This window comes from Legionella sp. PATHC032 (assembly GCF_026191185.1).
GTDB lineage: Bacteria > Pseudomonadota > Gammaproteobacteria > Legionellales > Legionellaceae > Legionella.
Window position 1 is genome coordinate 1090084 of sequence record NZ_JAPHOV010000001.1, and the last position, 22908, is coordinate 1112991.

Sequence of the window (22908 nt, forward strand, 5' to 3'; positions counted from 1 at the left end):
TTCCCAATTATCGTGAATGGGTTAATTCTCTATGCGACAACGTTTTGTTCATTTAAGAGTACATACGGAGTTTTCATTAGTCGATGGTTTAGTACAGATTAAATCTTTGATGAAGGCTTTACCTGCAAGGGGTATGAGTTCAGTTGCTGTAACAGATTTTTGTAATTTATTTGCTGCTGTCAAAGTATTTAAAAGTGCGATAGAAGCGGGAATTAAACCTATCATTGGTAGTGATTTGCCGTGTCACGATTTGGAAACCCCGGATAGCATTTTTTCTTTGGTTTTGTTATGTCAAGACACAACAGGCTATAAAAATTTAACTTGTCTGGTTTCCAAAGCATATCAGGAAGGGCAATATCATGGCCAACCCAGAATACAACTACAATGGATTCCGGAATTTTCACAGGGATTAATTGCTCTGTCTGGGGGAAAGTTTGGTGATATTGGCCAAGCATTACTGGCAAATGATGATGCTTTGGCAAGAAAGCGTGCTTTGCATTGGATGAGTTTGTTTCCGAATCGTTTTTATCTCGAAATTCAGAGAACCGGAAGGGCTGATGAGCTGCATTATAATGAGAAGTTGATCGCGTTAGCGGACGAATTGCAATTACCCCTTGTTGCAACCAACGACGTACGGTTCATCAATGAGGATGATTTTGATGCTCATGAAGCTCGGGTCTGTATTCACCAAGGGTACACGCTGGCTGATCCCAGGAGGATTCAACAATACAGCTCCCAGCAGTATCTGCGTTCAGCAGATGAAATGGAGCTTTTATTTTCGGATCTTCCCAGCGCATTACATAATACAGTCGAAATTAGTAAACGCTGTAATGTGAAACTTGACCTGGGCCACAATTATCTACCTAATTTCCCTATTCCGGATGGCTCAACAGTAGAGGCGTATTTATCACATCTTTCTGAAATTGGCCTGGAAGAGCGTTTAAAGCAATTATTCAGAGGCAAGTCTGAAGAGGAATTGCTTGCCGTCAGAGGAGAGTACGACAGACGTCTTAAAATTGAACTGGATGTTATTAACAACATGGGGTTTGCTGGTTACTTCCTGATTGTTGCCGATTTTATTCAATGGGCTAAACAAAATGGGGTTCCAGTAGGACCAGGTCGCGGTTCCGGTGCTGGTTCTCTGGTTGCTTATGCCCTTAAGATTACAGACTTGGATCCTCTGGAGTACGAGCTGCTTTTTGAACGATTTTTAAATCCAGAACGAGTTTCCATGCCTGACTTTGATATTGATTTTTGCATGGAAGGCCGTGATCGGGTTATTGAATATGTAGCAGAAAAATACGGCAGGCAGAGCGTTTCCCAAATTATCACTTTTGGTACTATGGCTGCAAAGGCTGTAGTGAGGGATGTTGGGCGTGTTTTAGGTCATCCTTATGGTTTTGTTGATAAGCTGGCGAAATTAATTCCGTTTGAGTTAGGAATTACTTTAAGTAAAGCGATGGAGCAGGAGGAGGAGCTTCGCAGGCGATATGAAGAAGAGGAAGAAGTAAAGGAGCTATTTGATCTTGCCCTGAAACTGGAGGGAATTACTCGTAATGCAGGCAAGCATGCTGGGGGAGTAGTTATTGCACCATCTCAGCTGACTGATTTCACGGCAATATACTGTGAAGAAGGATCAACACAAATAGTTAGCCAATTTGATAAAGACGATGTTGAGGCGGTTGGATTAGTTAAGTTTGATTTTTTAGGATTAAGAACACTAACCATTATCGATTGGGCTCTGGCTACAGTGAATAAGCAATGTGAAAATGCCGGGCTGTCACCAATTGATATTAGCCAAATACCAACGGATGATGATGCTACTTTTGAGTTATTAAAAGCATGTAAGACCACTGCTGTGTTTCAGCTGGAATCTCGGGGTATGAAGGAGCTGATAAGCCGGCTTCAACCGGATTGCTTTGAAGACATTATTGCGTTGGTTGCTTTATTCAGACCAGGTCCTCTTCAGTCAGGGATGGTGGATGATTTTATCGACAGGAAGCATGGCAGGGCTCGAGTTGATTATCCACACCCAGACTTGGAACCAATTCTTAAGCCTACTTATGGGGTTATCCTCTATCAAGAACAAGTAATGCAAATCGCCCAGGTCTTGGCCAATTACACGCTTGGCTCTGCTGATTTGTTAAGACGAGCCATGGGGAAGAAAAAACCAGAAGAAATGGCAAAGCAAAGGGAAATTTTTACCCAGGGTGCGGTTGCGAGAGGAGTGGATGAACAGGTAGCAACCCATATTTTTGATTTAATGGAGAAGTTCGCCGGATATGGATTTAATAAATCACATTCTGCCGCGTATGCTTTGGTAGCTTATCAAACTGCTTGGTTAAAAGCACATTACCCTGCGGCTTTTATGGCTGCAGTGATGTCCTCTGATATGGATAACACGGATAAAGTTGTGACTTTTATTGATGAATGCGCGCACATGAAATTACAAGTGCTGCCTCCTTCCATTAATAATTCCATGTATCATTTTACCGTGTCCGATGAAAGGACGATTATTTATGGTCTCGGAGCAATAAAGGGAGTTGGCGAGTCTGCGATTGAGTGTATTATTCAGGAGAGGAACCAGAATGGGCCATTTTTGGATTTGTTTGGTTTTTGTCAAAGATTGGATTTACGCAAAGTCAACAGAAGAGTGATTGAAGCTTTAATCAAGAGTGGTGCTTTTGATGTTTGGAAAGTGGAAAGGGCTGTATTAACAGCGTCCTTGGAAAAAGCACTGAAAGTTGCCGAAAAAGAACATCAAAACCAATCGAGCGGGCAATTTGATTTATTCTCACTTTTAGAGGACAAAGCGGATGAACAAAATTATGTGGAAAGTAAATCCTGGTCTGAAGCTCAAAGATTAGAAGGCGAAAGAGAGGTATTAGGTTTTTACCTCACTGGCCATCCTGCTGACCAATACAGACGTGAGTTGGGAGATTTTATTGTCCCTGTTAGCCAATTAAATCCGTCCTTACATAAAAAAGCGATTATTTGCGCCCAGGTTGTAGCGATTAGAAAAATAATAACCAAACGTGGTAAGAAATTAGTGATTATCGGAATGGATGATGCGACTGCCAGGATTGATGCTGTAGTTTTTGGTGAGATTTTTGAACAGTTTTCTGAACCATTAATGACGGGCGACATGCTGGTGATTGAGGGGGAAGTTGCAATTGATGATTACAATGGTGGTGTTAAAATGACTGCCAATCAGCTTTTAAGTATTGCTTCAGCTCGAACAAAATTCGCTCGTTGCATGGAGTTGCGTTTAAATCAAAACAATGTTGCCATACTGCCTTCCATCCAATCCTTACTAAAGACTTATTCAGGGAGGTGTGCAGTGCAACTGGCTTATTCCAATAATGTTGCCAAAGCTAATTTAAATCTTGGCCAACAATGGTGTGTGACCCCTAGCGATGAATTAATAGGGCTATTGAGTAATCTTTTAGGGGAAGAGCAAGTGGTAATGCGTTATTAGAAGTGCTGTTAATGTCAGTATCTGTGGAGTTGAGCATATAGCACTGCTCAACTCGCAATGGCACAATGACTGTTACTCTATTTACATTAAATAGTTGTTAGCAATGTGGACGTGGAAGAGTCTTCTTCACTAACTTTTTTCTCCTGCAGCTTCAATTGAGCTTTTAATTCATTAATTAGCTCAAGAGGAAGTTGAACTCCGCCGTCAGGAATCGTGACTTCTTTTCCATTGATAAGAAGTTTTCCTTCTTCAGTAATTTCAACTGTTTGTTGCCCTTCTTCAGTTTTTAAGTCAGAGCTTGGTGTGTATTCAATCACTATTCCATTAATTATGGATTTACCATCAGCAATACGAATACCTGTCATCTGAGAGGTATTAGGGTAGTTGCTGTAGTAATTTATGATAGTGGCGCTGGCTTTCCATAACAGTCTATAGGCATAGTCCAAAGGTAAACCGATGCCCATTCCTACGCCCTGTCCGAGAATACCCATAGTCGTTCCTAAAACATGAGCCAAACTGATACTGAAAAAAGCAGTAACTAGTTTGCTTGCTATGACCTGAGAGAACAATGCGACACCCATAGGCCCTGTTGTGCCGAGCATCAAAAGGGTACTTCCTACCATGGTCGTAATTTGTAGTTTGGTTGACATTGCTTTTGACGATTGACTAATGACATCCCCCCCAAGATAACCAATTGTTGCTCCCGTGTATGAAAAAGCGGCCCCAAACATCGGTTGGGTAATGGATGTAATGGGATAGTCTTTGTAGGGGTTGGTAGATACTTTTTTTATACTCACACTGGCAACATATTTGGAAAATTCACTCCATTCCTGTTCAGTAAATGGGGGTAAATCTTTCACATTCGCTTTACGTATAGCAGCATTGGCATCACTGAATGCGGACAAAGAGGAATTAATTACTCGATTAGCGGCTAAAAAGCATATTTCCTTGTCTTCATCATCTAAATAGTTAGTATCCGTAATGCCTAAATCTTTATTAATTAAATTGTATAATTTTGAGTTGCTTTTCGGGGATGAAATTTGCGATTGAATATATAAACAAGCTGCGATCACTACTCTTGAGGCAGTTAAATTCGCTTCCCATTGCTCGGGAGAAGTGATCTCTTCCTCTTTCGCCAGATTTGCTCTAAGAACGAGAATCATTTTTTTTATAAATTTGGTTTGCTTATCTCTGGATACGACATCAGTGCCTCCAAAAAAAGTGGGTACTCCGATTAAAGAGGGGGGTTGATCCAAATCTACCTGTTTTTCTGTTTTATAGTCCTGGCGTAAAAAGTTAAGGCTGGTAAGAGCTCCTGCTGGCAGTATATAGCGCATAATAACCTCATATCCATTGAAAATTTATTTGTATGTTTTTTATCTTACCGATTCACTGGTTAAATGCAATCTGATTTGATTAATTTTTACTAAATTGTTGCAATCGGGTAAGGCAGCAGATTTTATTTATAATTTAATTCTTTAAAATGATGGTTTTTTTGCGATTATAATATTTTTAGCCTTGAGTTAGATATGTTAATCTTAATAGGGTTTAAATTAATTTAAAATTAAAACAAATCCATGTCCTGTAGCCTGATTGAGGCGGTCATTAATACTTTGATTAGAAATGACAGAACTGTTTTAGCTGTTTTTGAGAGAAGGGTAGATTTGTATGATGGAATTAACAAATAAAATCATCAGGATAAGTTACATGGATAAGTTATACCAATATCTTTTACTTCTTCGTTTATCGCACTGGAGTAAAGCAATTTTTGTTATGCTCGGTTTTATTTATACTCCTGTTCCGGGGTATTTGTACCCGGCATTACTGGCTTCATTATCTTTTTGTCTTATTGCAAGTGCCGTTTATATTTATAATGATATTCAGGATAGAACGGAAGACAGTTTACATCCTTTTAAATGTAACAGGCCTATTGCCAGTGAGCAGGTTACTTTGTTTGACGCGATCATTGTAATGCTTTTATTGATGATTATTGGGCTTGCCCTGGGTTGGCTTATTTCAAAAACATTGGTGGTCATTTTAATTGTTTATTTGATAATCAATCTTGCATATAACCATGTCTTAAAATTGATTCCAGTTTTTGATGTTGCGTGTATTGCTCTGGGATTTATGCTCAGAGTTTTGGCTGGGACAATAGGAATTGATTTGGCTATATCGGGCTGGTTAACTGTTGCAGCGACTTTGCTGAGTTTATTTATTGCACTCAATAAAAGACAACTGGAAATGCAGTTGGGATTGAAAAATTCAACTCGCAAGGTTCTGCGTCGATATAATCCGGTTTTTCTGCAAAGACTTATCGTTATTACTGGAATAGCTTGCTTTATTACGTATCTGTTTTACACTGTTTATGCCAGAGCAGAATCGTTCTTTTTCATTTTAACCTTACCTTTTGCAGCTATTGCATTATGGCGTTTTGCCTGGCTTGCCACTCAGGATGTAGAGAATGATGATCCGGTCAATGTTTTTTTAAGTGATCGATTATCTCGAATAAATCTTTGGTGCTTTGCTATCTTGACTTTCAAGGCATTGAATTGATGAGTATGAACTGGCGCTGGTATGACAGCCTGTTTATCCTTTTGTTTGTTTATTTGCTGATTTTACAAATCCAGGCCATATGGCCGTTCACTATTGATGACATGTATATTTCTTTGCGGTATGCCAAAAACTGGGCTGCAGGAAATGGTTTGTTATGGAATTTAAACGCTGAACCAGTCGAGGGTTATTCCAATTTCAGCTTTGTTGTTTTGGGGGCAATATCAATTGCTCTGCACATTAATCCGGTTCTTAGCCTAAAAATCGCTGGGTTTGCTGGATTACTTGTGACCTGCCTTTTTCTTTTTCTTATCAGCCGATTTTGGTTTGCTAAACGCGAATCCCTTATCCCCTGCATATGGCTTTTATTATATAAGGGACAAATTATTTGGTCAGTGAGCGGCTTTGAAATGACTGTTTATCAGGCGCTGATTAGTGGTTCAGTCTATTTTATCTTTCGTGGGTTGGGATACCATTTTTACCCTGTGCCTCGAGGTGAGTTTAAGACAAGTGGTTTTATCATAGGAGGATTATTCCTTTCATTTGCAGGAATGACGAGGCCTGAAACACCAGCCCTAATGCTTCTCTTTTTTCTTTTAATCAGTTGGGATCAAAATAAATTATCAGGTAAGAGACCATGGAGAGGGGCAGCATTTTTTGCGGCTACTATCTTATTGGTCTTTGCGCCTTATTTTCTTTGGCGTTGGCACTATTACGGGTTACTGTTCCCAAACTCAGTGTATTGTAAAGGCTTTAATGGGATATCCTATTCACTGGATTTAAACTATCTCAAATTAATTTGGCCATTTGCTATTCTGGCTTTCCCTGCCTGTTTTTATGATCAGGACAGAAAACATTACTTTTTATGGTCCCCCAGTATTATTTATTTATTCATGCTTGTGAATGCTGATCCGATTGTAGCTTTTGACAATCGATTGTTCTTGCCAGCGTTTGCTCTTATGTTACCTCTGGCCTTGAATGGTATCAGTTATCTTTTATTAAGATATTTCAAAAAAAGAGACAATTACTTTAAAGCGGCATTGTATGTGAGTGCTTTTTTTCTGGCGTTGCTGTTTATACCTAAAATGTCCCTTGGTGATTATCGCTATTTTAGCCAAAATCCGGTATATGGAGGGCAATTACGAATAAGTGTTGTTCAATGGTTAAATACTCATGCCAGGAGGCAGGATAAAGTAGTATTGGCAGATTCTGGTTTGATTCCATTTTTAAGTGAATTGACTTTTATTGATTCCTACTGTTTGAATAATAAAAAAATGGCTCAATTTCCTGTTGTGAATAGATATGAATTATTTTGTCAGCAGATTTTAGAGGAAAAACCACAGATAATTATTTTGACCTCACTTATTGATAAAGGAGAAATTATTTATACTCCTGGTGATGCTTGTTTAAAGCCATTGCTTGATGACAATAAAAAATACAAATTGAGAGGAGCTTTTTCTTTTGGTAGTACTGATTCACAATACCGATATGAATTGTTTGCTAATTTTTGATGCGGGAAACTGTAACATAGTGTACCATCTTTCCTTTATAAAGGATTACAGACTGCGGTTTTTATAATGCAAAAAATAATCATATTGACGAAAAAAATCATTGCAAAACTACCAGTAATTTTGTTTGATGTGGCTGCTATACCAGTTGCCTGGTATGCTGCTTACTGGTTGCGCTATAATATGCAGCCATATCCTAGCAGCCTGACATCCGCACATTCTTTTATTGCTTTGGCTTTATTATCAATTGTTCAGATCAGTTGTTACTATTATTTTAAAATTTACAGAGGATTATGGCGTTTCTCTTCTCTAAATGATGTCATCAGGATACTGAAGGCTACTATCACAGCGATGGTTTTAGTAATACCTGTGTTTTACTTAACTTCAATTCTTCAGCACCTGCCCAGATCAGTATTTCCTTTGTATTGCATTATCCTGGCAACCATCCTTTGCGGGGGAAGATTGGTGATCCGTCTGCATTGGGATAAACCTGGCAGAGGAAACAGAGAATTGGAAACGAAAAGAGTTTTGGTGGTTGGCGCCGGACAGGCTGGGGAGGGCCTGGTGCGTGATTTGAAAAGAAGCAGTTATTACCAGCCAATAGGTTTTGTAGATGATAATAAAAGCAAGAGGGGATTAGAGGTTCATGGAGTACGGGTGCTAGGGACGACTAACCAAATTACCGAGTTAGTCAATCAATACGATGTGGATTTGATCTTCATTGCCATACCTTCTGCTAAATCGGCAACCATGCGAAGAATTGTAACGCTTTGTGAACAAAGCCATGTGCCTTTTAGTACTTTACCCAGTATTTCAGCTTTGGCTTCAGGCCGAGTTGAAGTGAATGCGCTGAGGCCTGTGAACATTGAGGATTTGTTAGGAAGGGATCAAGTGACGCTCGAATGGGAAAAAATTGCCCGTTCAATTGCAGGAAGACGTGTATTGATTACAGGTGGTGGTGGTTCAATCGGTTCGGAATTGTGTCGTCAGGTTATGGCTTTAGAGCCTGCAACTATAGCAATCGTTGAGAATAGTGAATTTAATCTTTATCGCATTGAACAAGAGTTGTTAAAGAACTTTCCAGGCATCCCTGTTGAGTTAAGCTTGATCAGTGTAACAGACGAAATTGCGATCAATCACTTATTTCGTCGTTTTCAGCCTGAAATCGTATTCCATGCGGCTGCATACAAACATGTTCCCATGCTTCAGCATCAAGTGAGGGTTGCTGTGTTTAATAATGTCATAGGTACTCAGGTGGTTGCCAAAGCCAGTGTGACATTCGGAGCTGAGAAATTCATTTTAATATCCACTGATAAAGCAGTGAACCCAACGAATATCATGGGAACTACCAAGAGAGTCGCTGAAATTTATTGTCAGAATTTAAATACGCGAGTTAAAACCCAGTTTATTACGGTTCGTTTTGGAAATGTCTTGGGTTCGGCTGGTAGTGTGGTGCCTTTGTTCCAAAAACAGTTGCAGGAGGGCGGCCCACTGACTGTGACTCATCCCGATATGCAAAGGTATTTTATGACTATACCCGAAGCTTGTCAGTTGATTTTGCAAGCTATGGTGAATGGGGAGGGTGGAGAAATTTTTGTCCTTGATATGGGGGAGCCTGTTAAAATCAGCTATCTTGCAGAGCAAATGATTCGCTTGGCAGGTAAAGAGCCAGGAAGGGACATCATGATCGAATACACAGGGTTACGTCCTGGTGAAAAAATGTATGAAGAGTTGTTTCATGAGACTGAGCAGTTAACCTCAACAAAACATGAAAAATTATTCAAAGCAAGATTTCGTGAACTGGATTGGAATGATTTGACGCAAACCATACGAATGTTACAGGCGGCCTGTATTGAGCACCAGGATGAAGAATTGCTTGTTCTGTTAAAAAGTTTAGTACCTGAGTTTCAATTGGAACCTATGGTTGAAGCTTAAGCAATAGACCTAATGTAGTCAATCAAGATCGAGTGTTATCACAATTACTTAGGATGATTTTGAAACTGCATTTTCTCATAATTTGATGGTAAAATGAAAACAGCAAGATAATTTCTTAGCTTCTTGAATCTTCCTGTGTCCTTGTTCTAGAACCTGGGGCCGTGATTTGGCTCTTCCGGTTCTTCCAATTTCTCTGCATGTATTAAATTTGTGGCTGCATCACGAAATGCCAGCTTAGCCTGATTAAAAGCTTGTATGCAACGCTCAGACTCAGGCAGACACTTAGCCACTTCTATAGTTTTATATTCTGCTCCCTCGTGGATTGTGTGTTGAAAATCTTCCCATGCCGAACCAGATGGTCCAGAGGTAAGAGAACCAAGTTCTTTATTTGCAGCAGCTATAATACTCTGTCTTGCGGGCTCCAATTTTTTTTCCAATACATCAAGCGCAAAATCAACGTAGCCATCTATCGTTAAACCCATTTCGTCTTCGAAGCGCTCATCGAATTCATCTTGTGTTTCGTTAGGCCGGATCTTTACCCCGCTTGAGTTTATTATAGCTTGCTTCATACTCCCATCTACTGGAGTTTCGCTCAGTAATGCCCTTGCTTTGTCATGTACGTCCATCATTGCCATACAATACTCTCTCCTTGCTTGAAGGTAATGTTCCTCCAGTTGTTCGCTATTTGACCTTGTCATGATATCTATCCCACTCATATACCTATATCTAAAAGGTAGCATTAGAATTAAAATTATTCAAAAAGTAATTAAATTAACCAATAGTGTATATTATATTTACCAGTCAACGTCCCTGAAGTTTTATTAAACATTTAATCTTGAACTGAGCACAGATTTTTAATTTCACCTCGAGATGCTCTCTCCAGATCTAGAGGCTTTGGTAGTATGATGATGCTTTTCGCAGGAGATTGTTGGATAGAGGGAGTAGAAAAATCTGAGCTAATCCCGCCTGACCTATTACATATATGATGTATAATCTAATCATAAAGAGCGTCCCGGATTAGAAGAAAGTTGTAATCCGGGGGAGCCTATTTGATAACGGCTATATTCCATGTCAAATATTTTTTTAATTCCGCTTTAATCTTTTATTAAAGATTAAAGGCTTAGGCTTTCTTCCTGTACTTTTTGCAAGCTTCGCAAAGTATCTTCAAGCTTGACTTTAATTTTAGTGATTTCATCGGATACCTGATCCACACAGGTTCTGGTTGGAGCTAAAAACTGTGGCGGCGTGTTGAAACCTATTAAACTAATCGCCCAACGGGCAATGGCTGTCAAAATATCGGCTATTTTTGTCAATACTGGACGATTGTCAGCCAGCTTTTCAGCTGCTTCTGCACCGTATTGACTACAGTGATTAAAAAATTTCTCTACATCTTGTGGAGCAATGTCTTCAATCAGTTTATTGCTTAACAATTGGTTTTTTGCATTTTTTATATTCGTGTAAAACTCCTGAGCTATAGCCAGAGTTTCATTATCCTGAGATTGGGAGAGATCGGTCATAAGTGTCTCAATTCCCTTGAAGGTTGGAATTTCAAAGCCCATAAAAGTTAATAGCTCAACTCGTTCAGGAATTTTGTCCAGGATTGATTTGGTTTTGATTTGAATGTATTCCTTGATTTGTTCCAGACTCATCCTGGCAAAAAGATGGATCTGTTTATCCATGGTTCTTCCAAGGAGCTGATACAATTCTATCGCGGCTTGTAGCTGAATTTTCTGATTGGGATCAACTTGTTTAAAAACTTCTGTCTTGATGATTTGATAAATAAGTTCTTTGCCATGAATGATTTCAGCAATAGCATTGGCTTCTTTATTCGATATGGATTGAATAATATGCTGTTCAGAATCAGGAAAAGCCATGCATAACAATCGCACATCACATCTTTGAGCAGTATATTGCAAAGCATTTTGTGGTGATATTTCCAGTGCTTGAGAATAAATCTCTTCAATTTCCCTGGTATCAAGTCTAAACTCACCTAATTTGACTGCGCTCAAAGCATTTAATTTTGCGTTTTCTTCAATAATCCTGTCGATGCTGTCAAGTAATGTTTTTGTTAATAAACCAGGATTGGATAGTGCGGATAATTTATCTTGCAGGGCTTTGTTTGAAAGCTTTGGCAGGCAAATCTCTATTATAGTTTTTACTAAATTTTTCTGACCTTCAGGGGGTAAAATGCCTTCAAAAGGTGATTCTTCAGGCTGTTCTTTTACATACCTTTTAAACAAGAGATATTGCTCATCTATCTTTTCGTTACCCATGGCGAGCAAATGCAATGCCTGTTTAAACAATAGGTTGATGCAGTCATTATCTTGTGTAATTCCATATTGGGCTATCTGCATTTGCAAAACGGAGGTCATTGCTCTTAGAAAATGATTTTTAGGGGTAGACTCTGCATTTTTGATGTAGTCTGTTAATCGAGTGAGCTCATTGAGTTTGCTATAATAGTCACTTTTCCATAAATTCGCATGGCTTTTCATCTTTTCATATTCAGACTCAATCAGGTCTATTTTCATTTTGAAAGGACTGGTTAATGAAACAAGCCGCTTTAATTCTTGTAATACCAGAGATCTTCGGCTTAATGCATCCAGATCATTAGGGCACTTTCCTGATTTACTGGCTTCCAAGATTTCCTCAAAACGATAATTTTTTTCTGTCCATATCAATATATCCTGGTAATCATCCCTTATTTTTTTCAAATTATTCTCAGGATCAATGTCTTGCATGCATCTGGCGATATATCCAATTTTGCCAACTACTTGACTGTAATATTGTTCGCTAGTTAATCCACCCATGTTTATACCTACCTTGATAATGCCAAAAGATAATAAATTGCCCAAATAGTATCAATAATGAGTAAAAAACTCAAGGTCTAGTCATTAAAAAGTTTCTATTTAGTAAATAATGTGTGAATTATGTTAAGAGCACAGATTTGCAATTGATTAGAGCGGTCTATGTGGGTAATAAAATTAACTTCATGAATAAAGATTTTATTAATTCAAAAATTTATTTCCATTGAGTAAATGGAAGTGCCATACACACTCTAAATTTACCTTTAAGAGAAAAGTATATTCAAACAATTCACAAAAAATCTTGACTGAATAATTTTAATACCAAATAATGAATTGATTGAAACATATTTTGATCAGTTTGCTATCTTTGATTTCTTTATGATTGCAGGGATTTCTTACAATAAGGAGGGGTATTATGGTAAGTCTGGAGCATATACAAAAACTTATTTCGGAATGTAGGAAGTTGGGTGAAGGTGGTCTTGATAATGGTACTAATGGGTTGATTCCTGAGTTAGAAATCGATGTTGTCCCTCCCAGCGAGTTTTTAGGAGTAGGTAATAATCCGGCAATTTTTGTGAATTCTAAAACATACAAGTTAATGCGTACGACTCATGAAAAATGGGTTGAAAATAGAACAATAGTTTTTAAAAGTTATTTACTGTTCCAGCCGGTAATCAAAATTATTGGAGCGATTGTTCATGAAACTGGTCATGCTTTTAATGTCGCTGCCAAAATTCCCAATACTGAAGCCAATGCCTGTATTTTTGAAATCGAAGTCCTAATGAGATTATTTGAAGTTAAAAGCCCCTTGTTATTAGGATGTACGGAACTGGATATGCAATCTTATTTTAAATCGCGATTAGCTGATTACGGTAAATGTTTGAAAGACTGCCAATGTCTAACTGATATGGTCAAATTGATTACTCATCAATTTAAGCTGGACGAGGTATCCAGCTCAGAGAAAGAAAATCTACAACCACTTCTGCCCATTTCAAATAAATGGCCCGGTTTATTCGCAAAGAAACAGACTGTTGCCAACAAGGATAAATTATTAACTTCTCCTGAGACTATCACACCAGAGGTTAAAATCCTGTTTTATCAATTAATCAAAGAGGGTTTTCATTCTCCTGATACAGCGATAAAGCTTAGTATGTAACAATGATTTTGATTGATGCTGGTTGCTGCTATTGTAGGAATGGGGCATGCAAAATGAATTTTGGCATGCCCTGAAATACTTCAAAAGTAATGTTTAATTTACTGTGGCGGAAATAAATCCTGGAATTTGACACGGCTTTTCACATGCAAAGCTTTTTTCCTGATTTTTGATAAATCAAATACCTTATAGATAATGACAGGTATAATGAAGCTGACCACACCAATAATAAATGATAATTTATAGATGGGATCTTTATTTAGCAGTAAGAAAAACAAGGATCCAACCATCAAAATAACAGCAAGAATTCCGGTATAAGGTGAGTAAGGTGTTACATAACGGAGATCTTTAATGGAGTAACCGGCTTTATACAAACGATTTCTAAAGCTGATTTGAGCAACACACAAAGAAAGCCATGCCAGAGTACCAGTAAAGCCAGACACCAGTAATAAAGCGATATAGAGTTTCGTTTGGCCAAAAAAGTAACCCACACCTAAAAGAATCCAAACTCCAATAAGTGTAGCAATCACGGCATTTTGAGGGACCGAGTTTTGATTAAACTTGGCAAGGACATGTGGAGCCATACCATCACGCGCCAAAGCATTTAAAGATCGCACGGCACCATAGAATCCTGAGTTAGCGCAGGATAAGGTTGCAGATAGAGTAACAAAACTCGTTACTGCTCCTGCCCATTTCAATCCGTAGAAATTAAGTGCATCAGCGAAGACTGAGTTGGATAAACCCGCCTTTTGCCACGGAAAAATTAAAACCAGGCAAAATACCGGAATGATGTAGAGAAACAGGATTCTGAAAGTAACATTGCGGATGGCGTGAGGGATCATACGGGCGGGGTTTTCTGATTCTCCCGCTGCAAGTCCTATGATTTCAGATCCTTGATAATTGACCAGCAAAAGAACCATGGCTGTCAATAATGACATTGCCCCATTAGGTAACAAACCTCCATCACCTAGCAGGTACTTAAATCCTATCATACCGGGTGGTTCTGAGCCATGAATGAGGCCAAAGAAAATGAGTATTGCCAGGAAAACAAAGGCTAGCAATGAGATAATTTTGATTAAAGCGAGCCAGAATTCAATTTCACCAAACGTATCGACTTTGGCAAGATTAATATAGGTAATGATTAATCCAAAGCATACTACCCAGATGTAACCACTCACCCCTGTAAACAATTCCATAATGATTCCGCCCGCAACACATTCTGCGGGGATATAGGCAACCCAGGTAATCCAATATGACCACCCGACGCCACAAGCCACAGTTGGGGATATAAAATCAGAAGTGTAAGTAACAAAAGAGCCGGAAATTGGTATAGCGACCGCTAATTCACCCATACATAACATGGTTAGGTAAATAATTAACCCACCAAGTAAATAGGCAATAAAAACAGAGGGGCCAACCAGATTAATTACTTCACCGGTTCCTAAAAAATATCCTGAGCCGATAATTCCACCTAGTGCAATCAGTTGGACATGGCGATCTTTTAAACCGCGTCTGTAACCACTGTCTTTAATGGGTTTTGATAGGGTTGGAATATTAGTCTTCACGGGCTGTTTTTTCTCACTATGTTAGTAAAAAATAATAGAGCTAATGTTATATTTATCCATATAAATTTAAAACTGCTCCGGATTAAAAAATATTTTTCATCTAATTGATAACTATCATTTTTGCTATATGGAAGTAGCTGATAATGACGCCCTAAAATGAAAAATTTCGCGTTTATAGCATAAATTTTGAACTTTTAAAAGAAACAATTTCATTAATTTTTAATTTTTTATCTCTCTCCATTTTGATGAAAAAATGAGGTTCACATTGATACGGATTTCCAGGTGTTTCACTTATATTTGCAAATTCAGTTCCTGTTTTGACCAAAAAAGCCAATTAATGTAGGATAAATGCGTTATTTGATGTGAATTAAGGAAAGACTATGTTTCGATGGATCGTGTTAATTTGTATCTCTTTGTTTCTGCCTTTATCTGTTTATGCAGACAAATCCGAATGTATTAATCATCATTGCATTGCAGTAATTGATGCTGGAAGTTCCAGTTCACGATTGCGTATTTACGCTTATGATTTGGATGAAACAAATACGCCAATTGCAATTAGAGAGATTTGGAACCGAAAAGCTGTTCCTGGATTATCTACAATTGAGCATGAAAACAAATCGGTGTCGGCTTATATGGAGAAATTGTTTTCAGATGCCCCAGCTGTTTTGATGCCAGTTTATTTTTATTCCACCGCGGGTATGAGATTGTTACCTAAAACTCACCACAGAAACGTCAATCAATTGGTAGCTGATTGGTTTGACAGACAATATTATTGGCGACTTGTGACAGCAAGAACTATTTCTGGTACAGAGGAAGGTATTTTTGCCTGGCTTGCAACCAATTATCAACTAAACCTGTTTCAACAAGAGTCGCAACCTTTAGCTGGCGTGATGGATATTGGTGGAGCTTCTGTTCAGATTGTTATTCCTGTTTTAAATCCCTCTTTGGTGGATCATGAGCATACAACCACAATTCGCCTCTACGGCAGAGAGTATACGGTTTTCTCGCATAGTTTTCTCGGTCTTGGTCAGAATGAAATGGGTCACCAGTTTTTTGATTTAAAATTCTGTTTTCCAGAGGAATACGAATTACCAAGTGGGCGGCAAGCTCGAGGCGATGCCTATGCTTGCAAAGATGAAATTGCCATTTTGGTCAATAGTGTTCATTCTGTAAGCCGAAAGATTAAATCGGTACTGGCTGCTAACCCTATTGAAAAATGGTATATTTTGGGTGGCATTACCTTTATGCTGAACGACAAACTATTTTCTCTGGACAACCAATATTTTACCAATCGTGATCTTATTTCCTTTGCTGATCAAAGCATTTGCCATCAAAAATGGTCAACTCTTGAAGACCTTTATCCAGATAACCTCATGGTTTTCAACTATTGCATGCTGCCTTCCTACCTCTATGCTTTATTAGTTCACGGTTATGGACTTAAGAGTTACCAGAAAGTTAATTTCATGCCCAATAGCAAGAATATTGATTGGACCTTAGGTGTAGTATTGCAACATAAGCAATCTTAAGTATACTTTTCTTTATGCCGTTGTAGCTCAGTTGGTAGAGCAATTGATTCGTAATCAAGAGGTCGGAGGTTCGACTCCTCTCAGCGGCATTGTAAAATCAATATGTTACGTAACCTTAAAATTTTATTTTGGTTACGTGTCGAATATGTGTCGAAGTTTCATTTACTAGAAGTAGCAATATTTTGTTCTTTTGGAAGGTGTCTCAATACACATATAAGCCGTAAGTGACAAAACATGACAAATGAATTAAAAAGACCATGTTGGTATAACGAGGACTTTTACAACAAAATCAGAGAGCCAGAAGAGTGGTTATATGAACTTTGGAAGAGATATCAATTTAGTCAAGATGAAATTGGCTTACCCAATTCAATTTATACTTATCCAATAGAACAACAAGAAAAATATTTTAATGAATTTATTTTCGCTCAACAAATTGAAAAATTTCTAGATACTTTCTTAGACGCTGCCCCACCTCAGCCAATTAGAGACCCTTCTGTCAGTGATATATTTTTAATGTATCACCAGATTATCAATTCAGACTGGTATAAAAGCGTTCCCAATCGTGAAGCATTTGAAAGTGCCATCTCTTCTGTTACTAATGAAAGGAACTTGTCTAGGGAACAAAAAATCGCTTTTGATGAAATGTATAAGATACCGTGGTACGTATACAATGAAAATCACCATGATGATTGGTGTCCAAAAAATGAAATGGAATATTTGAGTGGCATACCCCTATCACTTGATCCAGGATATGCAAGAGAGGACGTCGGTAAAATTTTAAATGAGAAACTGAATTTATGGGTTGGTAAGCTTCAAGGTATCCACAAGCAATTTGATCGTTGGCATGCTAGAAAAATATTAGCAGTTTTTGATCTAACACTATGGTTTCAGATACAAAAAATCGAAATTAAGAAAATAGATATTCATAGACTTATATGGCCTAACGGTCGAGTTTCGAATTCTACTGGTGAGGGCGTTAATCCATATGATGATATTGATCACAGCTTTGATTTAGTAAATAAAGTAATTGATAAAAGTCCTATATACTCGCTTTTAACTTTCTGTAATGCCAGAAAATTTAAAAAAGAAACAGCAACTGTCTGATTAGACATTATTCTTTCGGAATGAAATCTTCCGGATTTGATTCCGATACAAATTTATTATTTTTTCTCAAAATTGCCATATTTATCATCTTAAAGGAAATATCATGGCGATTATCGATTTAGAGGACTTCAATCAGTTAGAGAAATCTTTAACAAAAAGATCTCTGCAATATGGGTGGGGAGCTAAATATTATTTCCCTTGTTGCCCTTATGAAATTGCAATAGCTCCTCTTGATGATTATACCAAGAGGCTTAAAGTTGGATTTGTGTTTGCTTATAACGAGAACTCTCCAAAATTAATAATACTTGAGGTTAAAAGATATAATTCTTCAATTTTGGTAATGTGCGAGAGAGAGGGACTTATGTGTGAGCGAGAGGGCTATCCACCATTTTTAATCTCTGACATTACATTTGAGAATGCTGTTTTTGTTCATTCTAAAATAGGATCTTATTTTGAAAGGGACGATGCAGACAAAGAACTTGGTATTAAGTGAGGATAGGCAAGTGTAGCTAGTTTGCTTGAAAACAAGATTTTACTTCCATCAAGCAATTTGCATTCTAATGGGCTTGCATCTCATATAATGAGAAATAGAGCTAGCAAGCATAGGATGGGTTGAAAAGCCCAGTGTTCGCTTTAGTAAATAGCATTGGGAGATAAAGTAAAAGAAAGTTACTATTTTGTTATCTTTGGTTGTTATAGTTTCTCAAGGTTCGATTCATTGCGTTTTAAAAATTACGGTAAATCGTAAGATAAGGATGCTTTTTAGATTAATTGTATTTATGGTGATAAATGAAGCCGTAGTTTTTAGTCTAATATTGTAAGGATATGTATAAAAGCAATTTTTATTATGAGGGAATGATGGAAACTAAATCTATATCTTTATCAGCATTGTTCTTGTTGTCGATTTTTATTACAAATAATGCTATAGCTGATGATTTTTGTGAAGGATTTGAGCAGGGGTATAAAACTGGTTATAAAGAAGCAAATGATTCAACGATTGATCCTTTGGTTCCGTTGTGCCCTTTAGAGCCATTAAAAAAATTGAGTGATCCAGTTTCTGACTATGAATTTGGTTATACAATTGGATATAAGAAAGGTTTGAGTGAAAGATAGTCTATACATCTTGTTTCTATGAATATTATTTACGTTTAATTAGTAAAGGTAACGCGGATTATTTGGAGCTGTTATATAGGACTTAACACCAAATTTAATAAAAACTAATTTCTTGCGACTTTTAGTTGGGGGTTGAATATGTGGTGAAGTTTGAATTTATAATCCAATATTTTTAATTTTTTTAACGGGGATATTTTTGAGAAATATAACACCTGAGGATTTAAAAACTTTTGAAAAGTATCGAAGTATAGAGGATGCATGGAGAGCAGCACGTGATCTTTGGCTTGATCAAGTGAAAAGAGTGCACTCTGGTGAAATAGATTATCAAGATACAAGACCTATGTACGATGAATATATGAGGCTATGTAAAGAATGGGAAGAGTTTAGACATAAACATGCTGATATCCTTCTAGTCAAGGTATTATGAATAAAATCCCAATAATTCTTGTAAGTTGCTTTAACAAAATGTGGAAGGAAGGAGTCAAGTCATGGAGAGGCAAGAGTCTTTGGATCAAAAGCTACATGAACACGAAGTTAAATCGAATAAAGATTTTGAAAGTAAATTAAAACTCTTTATGACCGCATTAATTTTCGCCATATTGTCTTTTGCTATTCAGTACCCAATTAAATCCAGTAGTGGAATTTGTTTGAAATTAATGGAAATTTTCTCATGGGTGATTTTATTGCTTTCCGGATATTTTTCTTTAGTGGTTTGTAGTAAATTTCCAATAGGCGTTATTAGTAAACTGGCTGATAAAATTAACGTTTTTTGGTCTAAAAACTGGACTGATGAAATATTGATGTGGAGGTTGTTTTATTTCTCCTTATTTTTGCTATTGCTTGTTAAAGCAATAGAAAGATTCTGACTGGTTAAAAATAATATCTGAAAAGCAATATGTAGAATGTTCAGCGGTACAACTGGGACAAGTAGGATCCCCTTATGACTACTGGGATAGAGGCGCTCCACTACCAAAATTGGCGGTGGAACAGGTGGGTCAACTAATACTCGTCAGACCAGACTTTTTCGGTGAACACATAGCTAGCGTAGCCCGTATTAGACGAAGTCGTAATACGGGAAACCATCTTCATAAAAGCCGATACAAACTTAGCTTTTTTTCCTAGACATCAAAAATAAGTGGAACTACTGGGACAAGTGGATCATCCCTGTAGTTACTGGACTTTAGATGTTCCACTATCAAAATCGATAGTGGAACGAGTGGGGCAATTAATAGTCGTCAGACCAAACTTTCTCAGTGAAAATATAACATCTAGGAATACCAACCCCTTTAATTCTTCGTTTTTGAGAGGCTTTGCCATCATTCCCAGGGACAATCCAGCCAGCATTAATAAGCACTTTATTCACCATTTTAGGCTCAAACCCTTGGCAAATCTCTTTCCTGTAAACTTCAGATAAAACCATAAAGATACGATAACCCTGGTTATCTGTTTGAAAAAATCCTGCTCGGTTATAAAGGCGTTCACTATTGGGATGATTTTCGCTCTCAAACCGGCTTGCTCCTTCTTTTTCAAAGAAAGCTCGAACTTGCGACAATATGGCTCGGTCTTCTCGGTTGCCATGCTCGCCAAAATCCTCCAACCAAGCGTTAAAGCATTTTTCTGTTGCATTACATGCTGTACCACGTTTCCATCCCGTTAGTTCATAATGAGTCGCTATTTCTCCAGCCATGGCAACCAAAGCAAAACGTCGGGCTACTCGTTGAATTTGCCCAGAGTGTTCTGGTTTAGTGACTTTAGCAACAAATTGCTGAATTTTATTAGTGAGTAGGGGGATTAATTCGGCGCGATGCTTCACTATTTTATGAAGCCAAGCTAAGCCAACGGCACCATGATATTGACTAGCTGCTTCTTTTAACGAGAGTGCCATAGACGCTGGGTTTATATGATCATGTAACTGTTCAAATAACCCCGTCTGTGCACCAGCATCCGCTTCTATATCTGCTAATCGAATTTCTTGCCCTGCATTACATCGCTGCCCAGCCTTTGCCATTAATGAAGTTAATGATTCCTCACCAGCAGATAAAAAGAGCAATGACCAACGCGTGGATTGTCTTGCGGTGCCACATCGAGAGGCTCTTGTTTTACCTTGACCATTAGCAAGTAGATAAGCACATTCGCCAGCTTCTTTAGGATCCATCTGGCTTAGCTCATCTAGGATTAATAATCCATCATTATGAAGTGCTGCTAACCCTTCTAACCCATTCGCTGTACTTCGCCACAAACGGATATAACTATCTGGTTTACCCCAAACAGAAGCCGCTACTTTTAACGCGGTTGTTTTGCCAGAAGATGAGGCACCTCTGAAATGAAAGCCACCAGAATCTTCACCAACAAGATTGGCAAGGCTTGGTGCAAAGGCTGCGGAAATAGCGAATACCAAGCGAGAATTACCATCAGCCAACCTTGAGATGGAGTTTCGCCAATCCTCAACACTTCCTGCTATAGAAAGGGCAGGTTCGAGGCTATTTGCATTTTGAAAAACGATTTGGTCACTGGATTGCCCTATGGCTTCATTAGCAGTAACAAAGACGTCTTTATACCAACCCAGTTTATCAACACAACGAGCACGCTCCTCGACTGGAAAGACTTGGATATAGGAAGCTAATAAATCACGAGCAGTTTTACTGGGTGAAATGGTCAAGCCTAATCGTGCTAGCTCTCGCCGTACATCGCTAGAATCGCCTTGCAATAAAGCCAAAGGCATAGCCCATTGATGTTTGATGCCATCATCATCAACCCACTCAAGCAATCGACCCCATTCACCACTATTGGCATCACGAGTTTTAGCTACCACGTACAAAGAAGAGGAAATCCATCGAGGAGGCAGCTCATTGTTGTCTTTATCCTTACCAACAAAAATCACGCCATCTGAGGTTAACTGGAATAGTCCACCTGCATACTGAAATGATTTAATGCGTTTAGACTGTTTAAAATCAACATGATATATTTGTTCTGAATTCATTTTCATTTTCTCCAACAACTGTCGCAGGAAGGTGAGGCACCACCTTCCACGTATTCAATAAGCTCAAAAAAGAAAGACTAAACCGCTTCTTGAAGTGTGTTATGAACACATTGGTGTTGAAGATAATTAAGAATATCCAATTTGCGATAACGAACGGTACGACCAATTTTTAAGTAGGGTACACCCTGACCAGCCCAACGATTACGTTCAAGCAATTGAACGGAGCAATCTAAAACTGCAGCTAAGGTATTTTGATTAAATAGAGTGGATTCGGGAGCAGATTCGAATTCATTGATAAGTTGCAAGCGTGATACGTTATTTTTAGACATATTAATACCTCGTCATTAAAAGAATTTTCAATCGGCAATAAAAATGCCGATAATGTGGCTTTTTCCGTAAATCCATCATTTGAAAATCCCAGTAACACTGGTACTTTCTATCCAAAAATCCATGTAGCTTTATAGCCATTTTCATAAAGCTATTTCAAAACAACGAGTAGATTATTACGTGCTTTGAAAATTAAAGTCAACAATTGAAAACAAATTCAAAGAAATTGTAACTGGAGTGAACAAATACGGGTTATTTGTCCCACGTGTGCCATCAGAAAATTTGATGGTGGAACGCTTAAAGCTCAGTAAAATCAAGATGTCCCATTGGTTCCACTTGTACCACTCAAAATTATTAAGAGTATTTCAGTATACATTATACTATCCTTAAAATATCATCAGGTGATATTTTTTGTGGGGCATAAAAAATGAAAACATTACAAATTGGCATTATGTCACGAGAAAAATTTCAAAAACGGGTTACTGATATTGCTGCGGGTCGTAATATCCCTGAGAAAAATGAACCAAAAATCTGGTTTAGCTCTATTAAATCACTTTCCGAAGTATTAAATGAAAACAACATGAAACTATTAAAAATAATTGATGAGCAAAAGCCTGAATCAATTAAAGAGCTTGCTGCTTTAAGTAAACGCCAACCAGGTAATTTGAGCCGTACATTAAATACAATGGCTCGTTACGGAATTATAGAAATGAAGAAGATTGGCAAGAGTTCTAAGCCAATTGTTATGGCTTTAGAATTTAATATTCAATATAGTATTTCTCGTTAGAGTTATATTTTTACTCAGTGTTTTGTCATTTATTTAAGTTGTCAGTTTCTTTTCTCATGAATTTGGCACTCACTGAGT

The 22908-nt window shown here is 37.9% G+C and carries 18 protein-coding genes and 1 tRNA gene; 13 read left to right on the forward strand and 6 right to left on the reverse strand.

Annotated elements, in window-relative coordinates; translation table 11 throughout:
• Window positions 1-31: 31 nt before the first annotated feature.
• Window positions 32-3478 carry a DNA polymerase III subunit alpha gene (dnaE, locus tag OQJ02_RS04985; protein ID WP_265718142.1) on the forward strand — a complete coding sequence of 1149 codons (3447 nt, stop codon included), beginning with the start codon at window positions 32-34 and terminating at the stop codon, window positions 3476-3478.
• Between the two features lie 86 nt (window positions 3479-3564).
• On the opposite strand, the gene OQJ02_RS04990 is transcribed toward dnaE, so the two are convergent.
• Window positions 3565-4815 carry a type IV secretion protein Dot gene (locus tag OQJ02_RS04990; RefSeq protein ID WP_265718143.1) on the reverse strand — a complete coding sequence of 417 codons (1251 nt, stop codon included), beginning with the start codon at window positions 4813-4815 and terminating at the stop codon, window positions 3565-3567.
• Between the two features lie 331 nt (window positions 4816-5146).
• On the opposite strand from OQJ02_RS04990, the gene OQJ02_RS04995 reads away from it, so the two are divergent.
• From OQJ02_RS04995 to OQJ02_RS05005, 3 genes are all read left to right on the forward strand, one after another.
• Window positions 5147-6031, forward strand: coding sequence for a decaprenyl-phosphate phosphoribosyltransferase (locus tag OQJ02_RS04995; RefSeq protein WP_265718144.1), 885 nt, complete (start codon window positions 5147-5149; stop codon window positions 6029-6031).
• A complete protein-coding gene (locus OQJ02_RS05000) occupies window positions 6031-7539 on the forward strand; it encodes a protein LphB (RefSeq protein ID WP_265718145.1) in 1509 nt (502 codons plus the stop codon). The genes OQJ02_RS04995 and OQJ02_RS05000 overlap by 1 nt, the downstream gene beginning before the upstream one ends.
• Window positions 7540-7605: 66 nt before the next feature.
• The gene (locus OQJ02_RS05005) at window positions 7606-9471 is read left to right on the forward strand and encodes a polysaccharide biosynthesis protein (RefSeq protein WP_265718146.1); all 1866 of its coding nucleotides are present in this window, start codon (window positions 7606-7608) and stop codon (window positions 9469-9471) included.
• A gap of 146 nt (window positions 9472-9617) precedes the next feature.
• Here the strand turns inward: OQJ02_RS05005 and OQJ02_RS05010 are convergent, their stop codons facing one another.
• Both OQJ02_RS05010 and OQJ02_RS05015 read right to left on the reverse strand, forming a co-directional pair.
• Window positions 9618-10211: a lpg0967 family Dot/Icm T4SS effector gene (locus OQJ02_RS05010; RefSeq protein WP_265718147.1), complete on the reverse strand. Its 594-nt coding sequence runs from the start codon at window positions 10209-10211 to the stop codon at window positions 9618-9620.
• A 372-nt stretch (window positions 10212-10583) separates the two neighbouring features.
• Window positions 10584-12278: a hypothetical protein gene (locus OQJ02_RS05015; RefSeq protein WP_265718148.1), complete on the reverse strand. Its 1695-nt coding sequence runs from the start codon at window positions 12276-12278 to the stop codon at window positions 10584-10586.
• A 412-nt stretch (window positions 12279-12690) separates the two neighbouring features.
• Between OQJ02_RS05015 and OQJ02_RS05020 the strand changes: the two genes are divergently transcribed.
• On the forward strand, window positions 12691-13431 hold the full coding sequence (locus OQJ02_RS05020; protein WP_265718149.1) for a hypothetical protein: 741 nt from the start codon (window positions 12691-12693) through the stop codon (window positions 13429-13431).
• 98 nt (window positions 13432-13529) lie between these two features.
• On the opposite strand, the gene OQJ02_RS05025 is transcribed toward OQJ02_RS05020, so the two are convergent.
• On the reverse strand, window positions 13530-14993 hold the full coding sequence (locus tag OQJ02_RS05025) for an amino acid permease (RefSeq protein ID WP_265718150.1): 1464 nt from the start codon (window positions 14991-14993) through the stop codon (window positions 13530-13532).
• Between the two features lie 380 nt (window positions 14994-15373).
• On the opposite strand from OQJ02_RS05025, the gene OQJ02_RS05030 reads away from it, so the two are divergent.
• The 7 genes from OQJ02_RS05030 to OQJ02_RS05060 all read left to right on the forward strand — a co-directional run bounded on the left by OQJ02_RS05030 (window position 15374) and on the right by OQJ02_RS05060 (window position 19602).
• A complete protein-coding gene (locus tag OQJ02_RS05030; protein ID WP_265718151.1) occupies window positions 15374-16519 on the forward strand; it encodes a multidrug DMT transporter permease in 1146 nt (381 codons plus the stop codon).
• A gap of 16 nt (window positions 16520-16535) precedes the next feature.
• Window positions 16536-16608 (forward strand) — tRNA-Thr (locus tag OQJ02_RS05035).
• 145 nt (window positions 16609-16753) lie between these two features.
• Complete coding sequence (locus tag OQJ02_RS05040; RefSeq protein WP_265718152.1) at window positions 16754-17623, forward strand: hypothetical protein; 870 nt, start codon at window positions 16754-16756, stop codon at window positions 17621-17623.
• Window positions 17624-17726: 103 nt separating this feature from the next.
• Complete coding sequence (locus OQJ02_RS05045) at window positions 17727-18116, forward strand: hypothetical protein (protein WP_265718153.1); 390 nt, start codon at window positions 17727-17729, stop codon at window positions 18114-18116.
• A 365-nt stretch (window positions 18117-18481) separates the two neighbouring features.
• A complete protein-coding gene (locus tag OQJ02_RS05050) occupies window positions 18482-18736 on the forward strand; it encodes a hypothetical protein (RefSeq protein WP_265718154.1) in 255 nt (84 codons plus the stop codon).
• Between the two features lie 196 nt (window positions 18737-18932).
• Complete coding sequence (locus OQJ02_RS05055) at window positions 18933-19163, forward strand: hypothetical protein (RefSeq protein WP_265718155.1); 231 nt, start codon at window positions 18933-18935, stop codon at window positions 19161-19163.
• 61 nt (window positions 19164-19224) lie between these two features.
• Window positions 19225-19602 (forward strand): hypothetical protein, encoded by a 378-nt coding sequence (locus tag OQJ02_RS05060; protein ID WP_265718156.1) that lies wholly within the window; start codon window positions 19225-19227, stop codon window positions 19600-19602.
• 359 nt (window positions 19603-19961) lie between these two features.
• Here OQJ02_RS05060 and OQJ02_RS05065 read toward each other — a convergent pair whose 3' ends face one another.
• Window positions 19962-21716, reverse strand: a complete 1755-nt coding sequence (locus OQJ02_RS05065) for a DUF927 domain-containing protein (protein ID WP_265718157.1) — start codon at window positions 21714-21716, stop codon at window positions 19962-19964.
• A 77-nt stretch (window positions 21717-21793) separates the two neighbouring features.
• Window positions 21794-22045 (reverse strand): hypothetical protein, encoded by a 252-nt coding sequence (locus OQJ02_RS05070; RefSeq protein WP_061692146.1) that lies wholly within the window; start codon window positions 22043-22045, stop codon window positions 21794-21796.
• 425 nt (window positions 22046-22470) lie between these two features.
• Here OQJ02_RS05070 and OQJ02_RS05075 point away from each other — a divergent pair, with 425 nt between their 5' ends.
• Window positions 22471-22830 (forward strand): MarR family transcriptional regulator, encoded by a 360-nt coding sequence (locus tag OQJ02_RS05075; protein ID WP_265718158.1) that lies wholly within the window; start codon window positions 22471-22473, stop codon window positions 22828-22830.
• Window positions 22831-22908 lie beyond the last annotated feature (78 nt).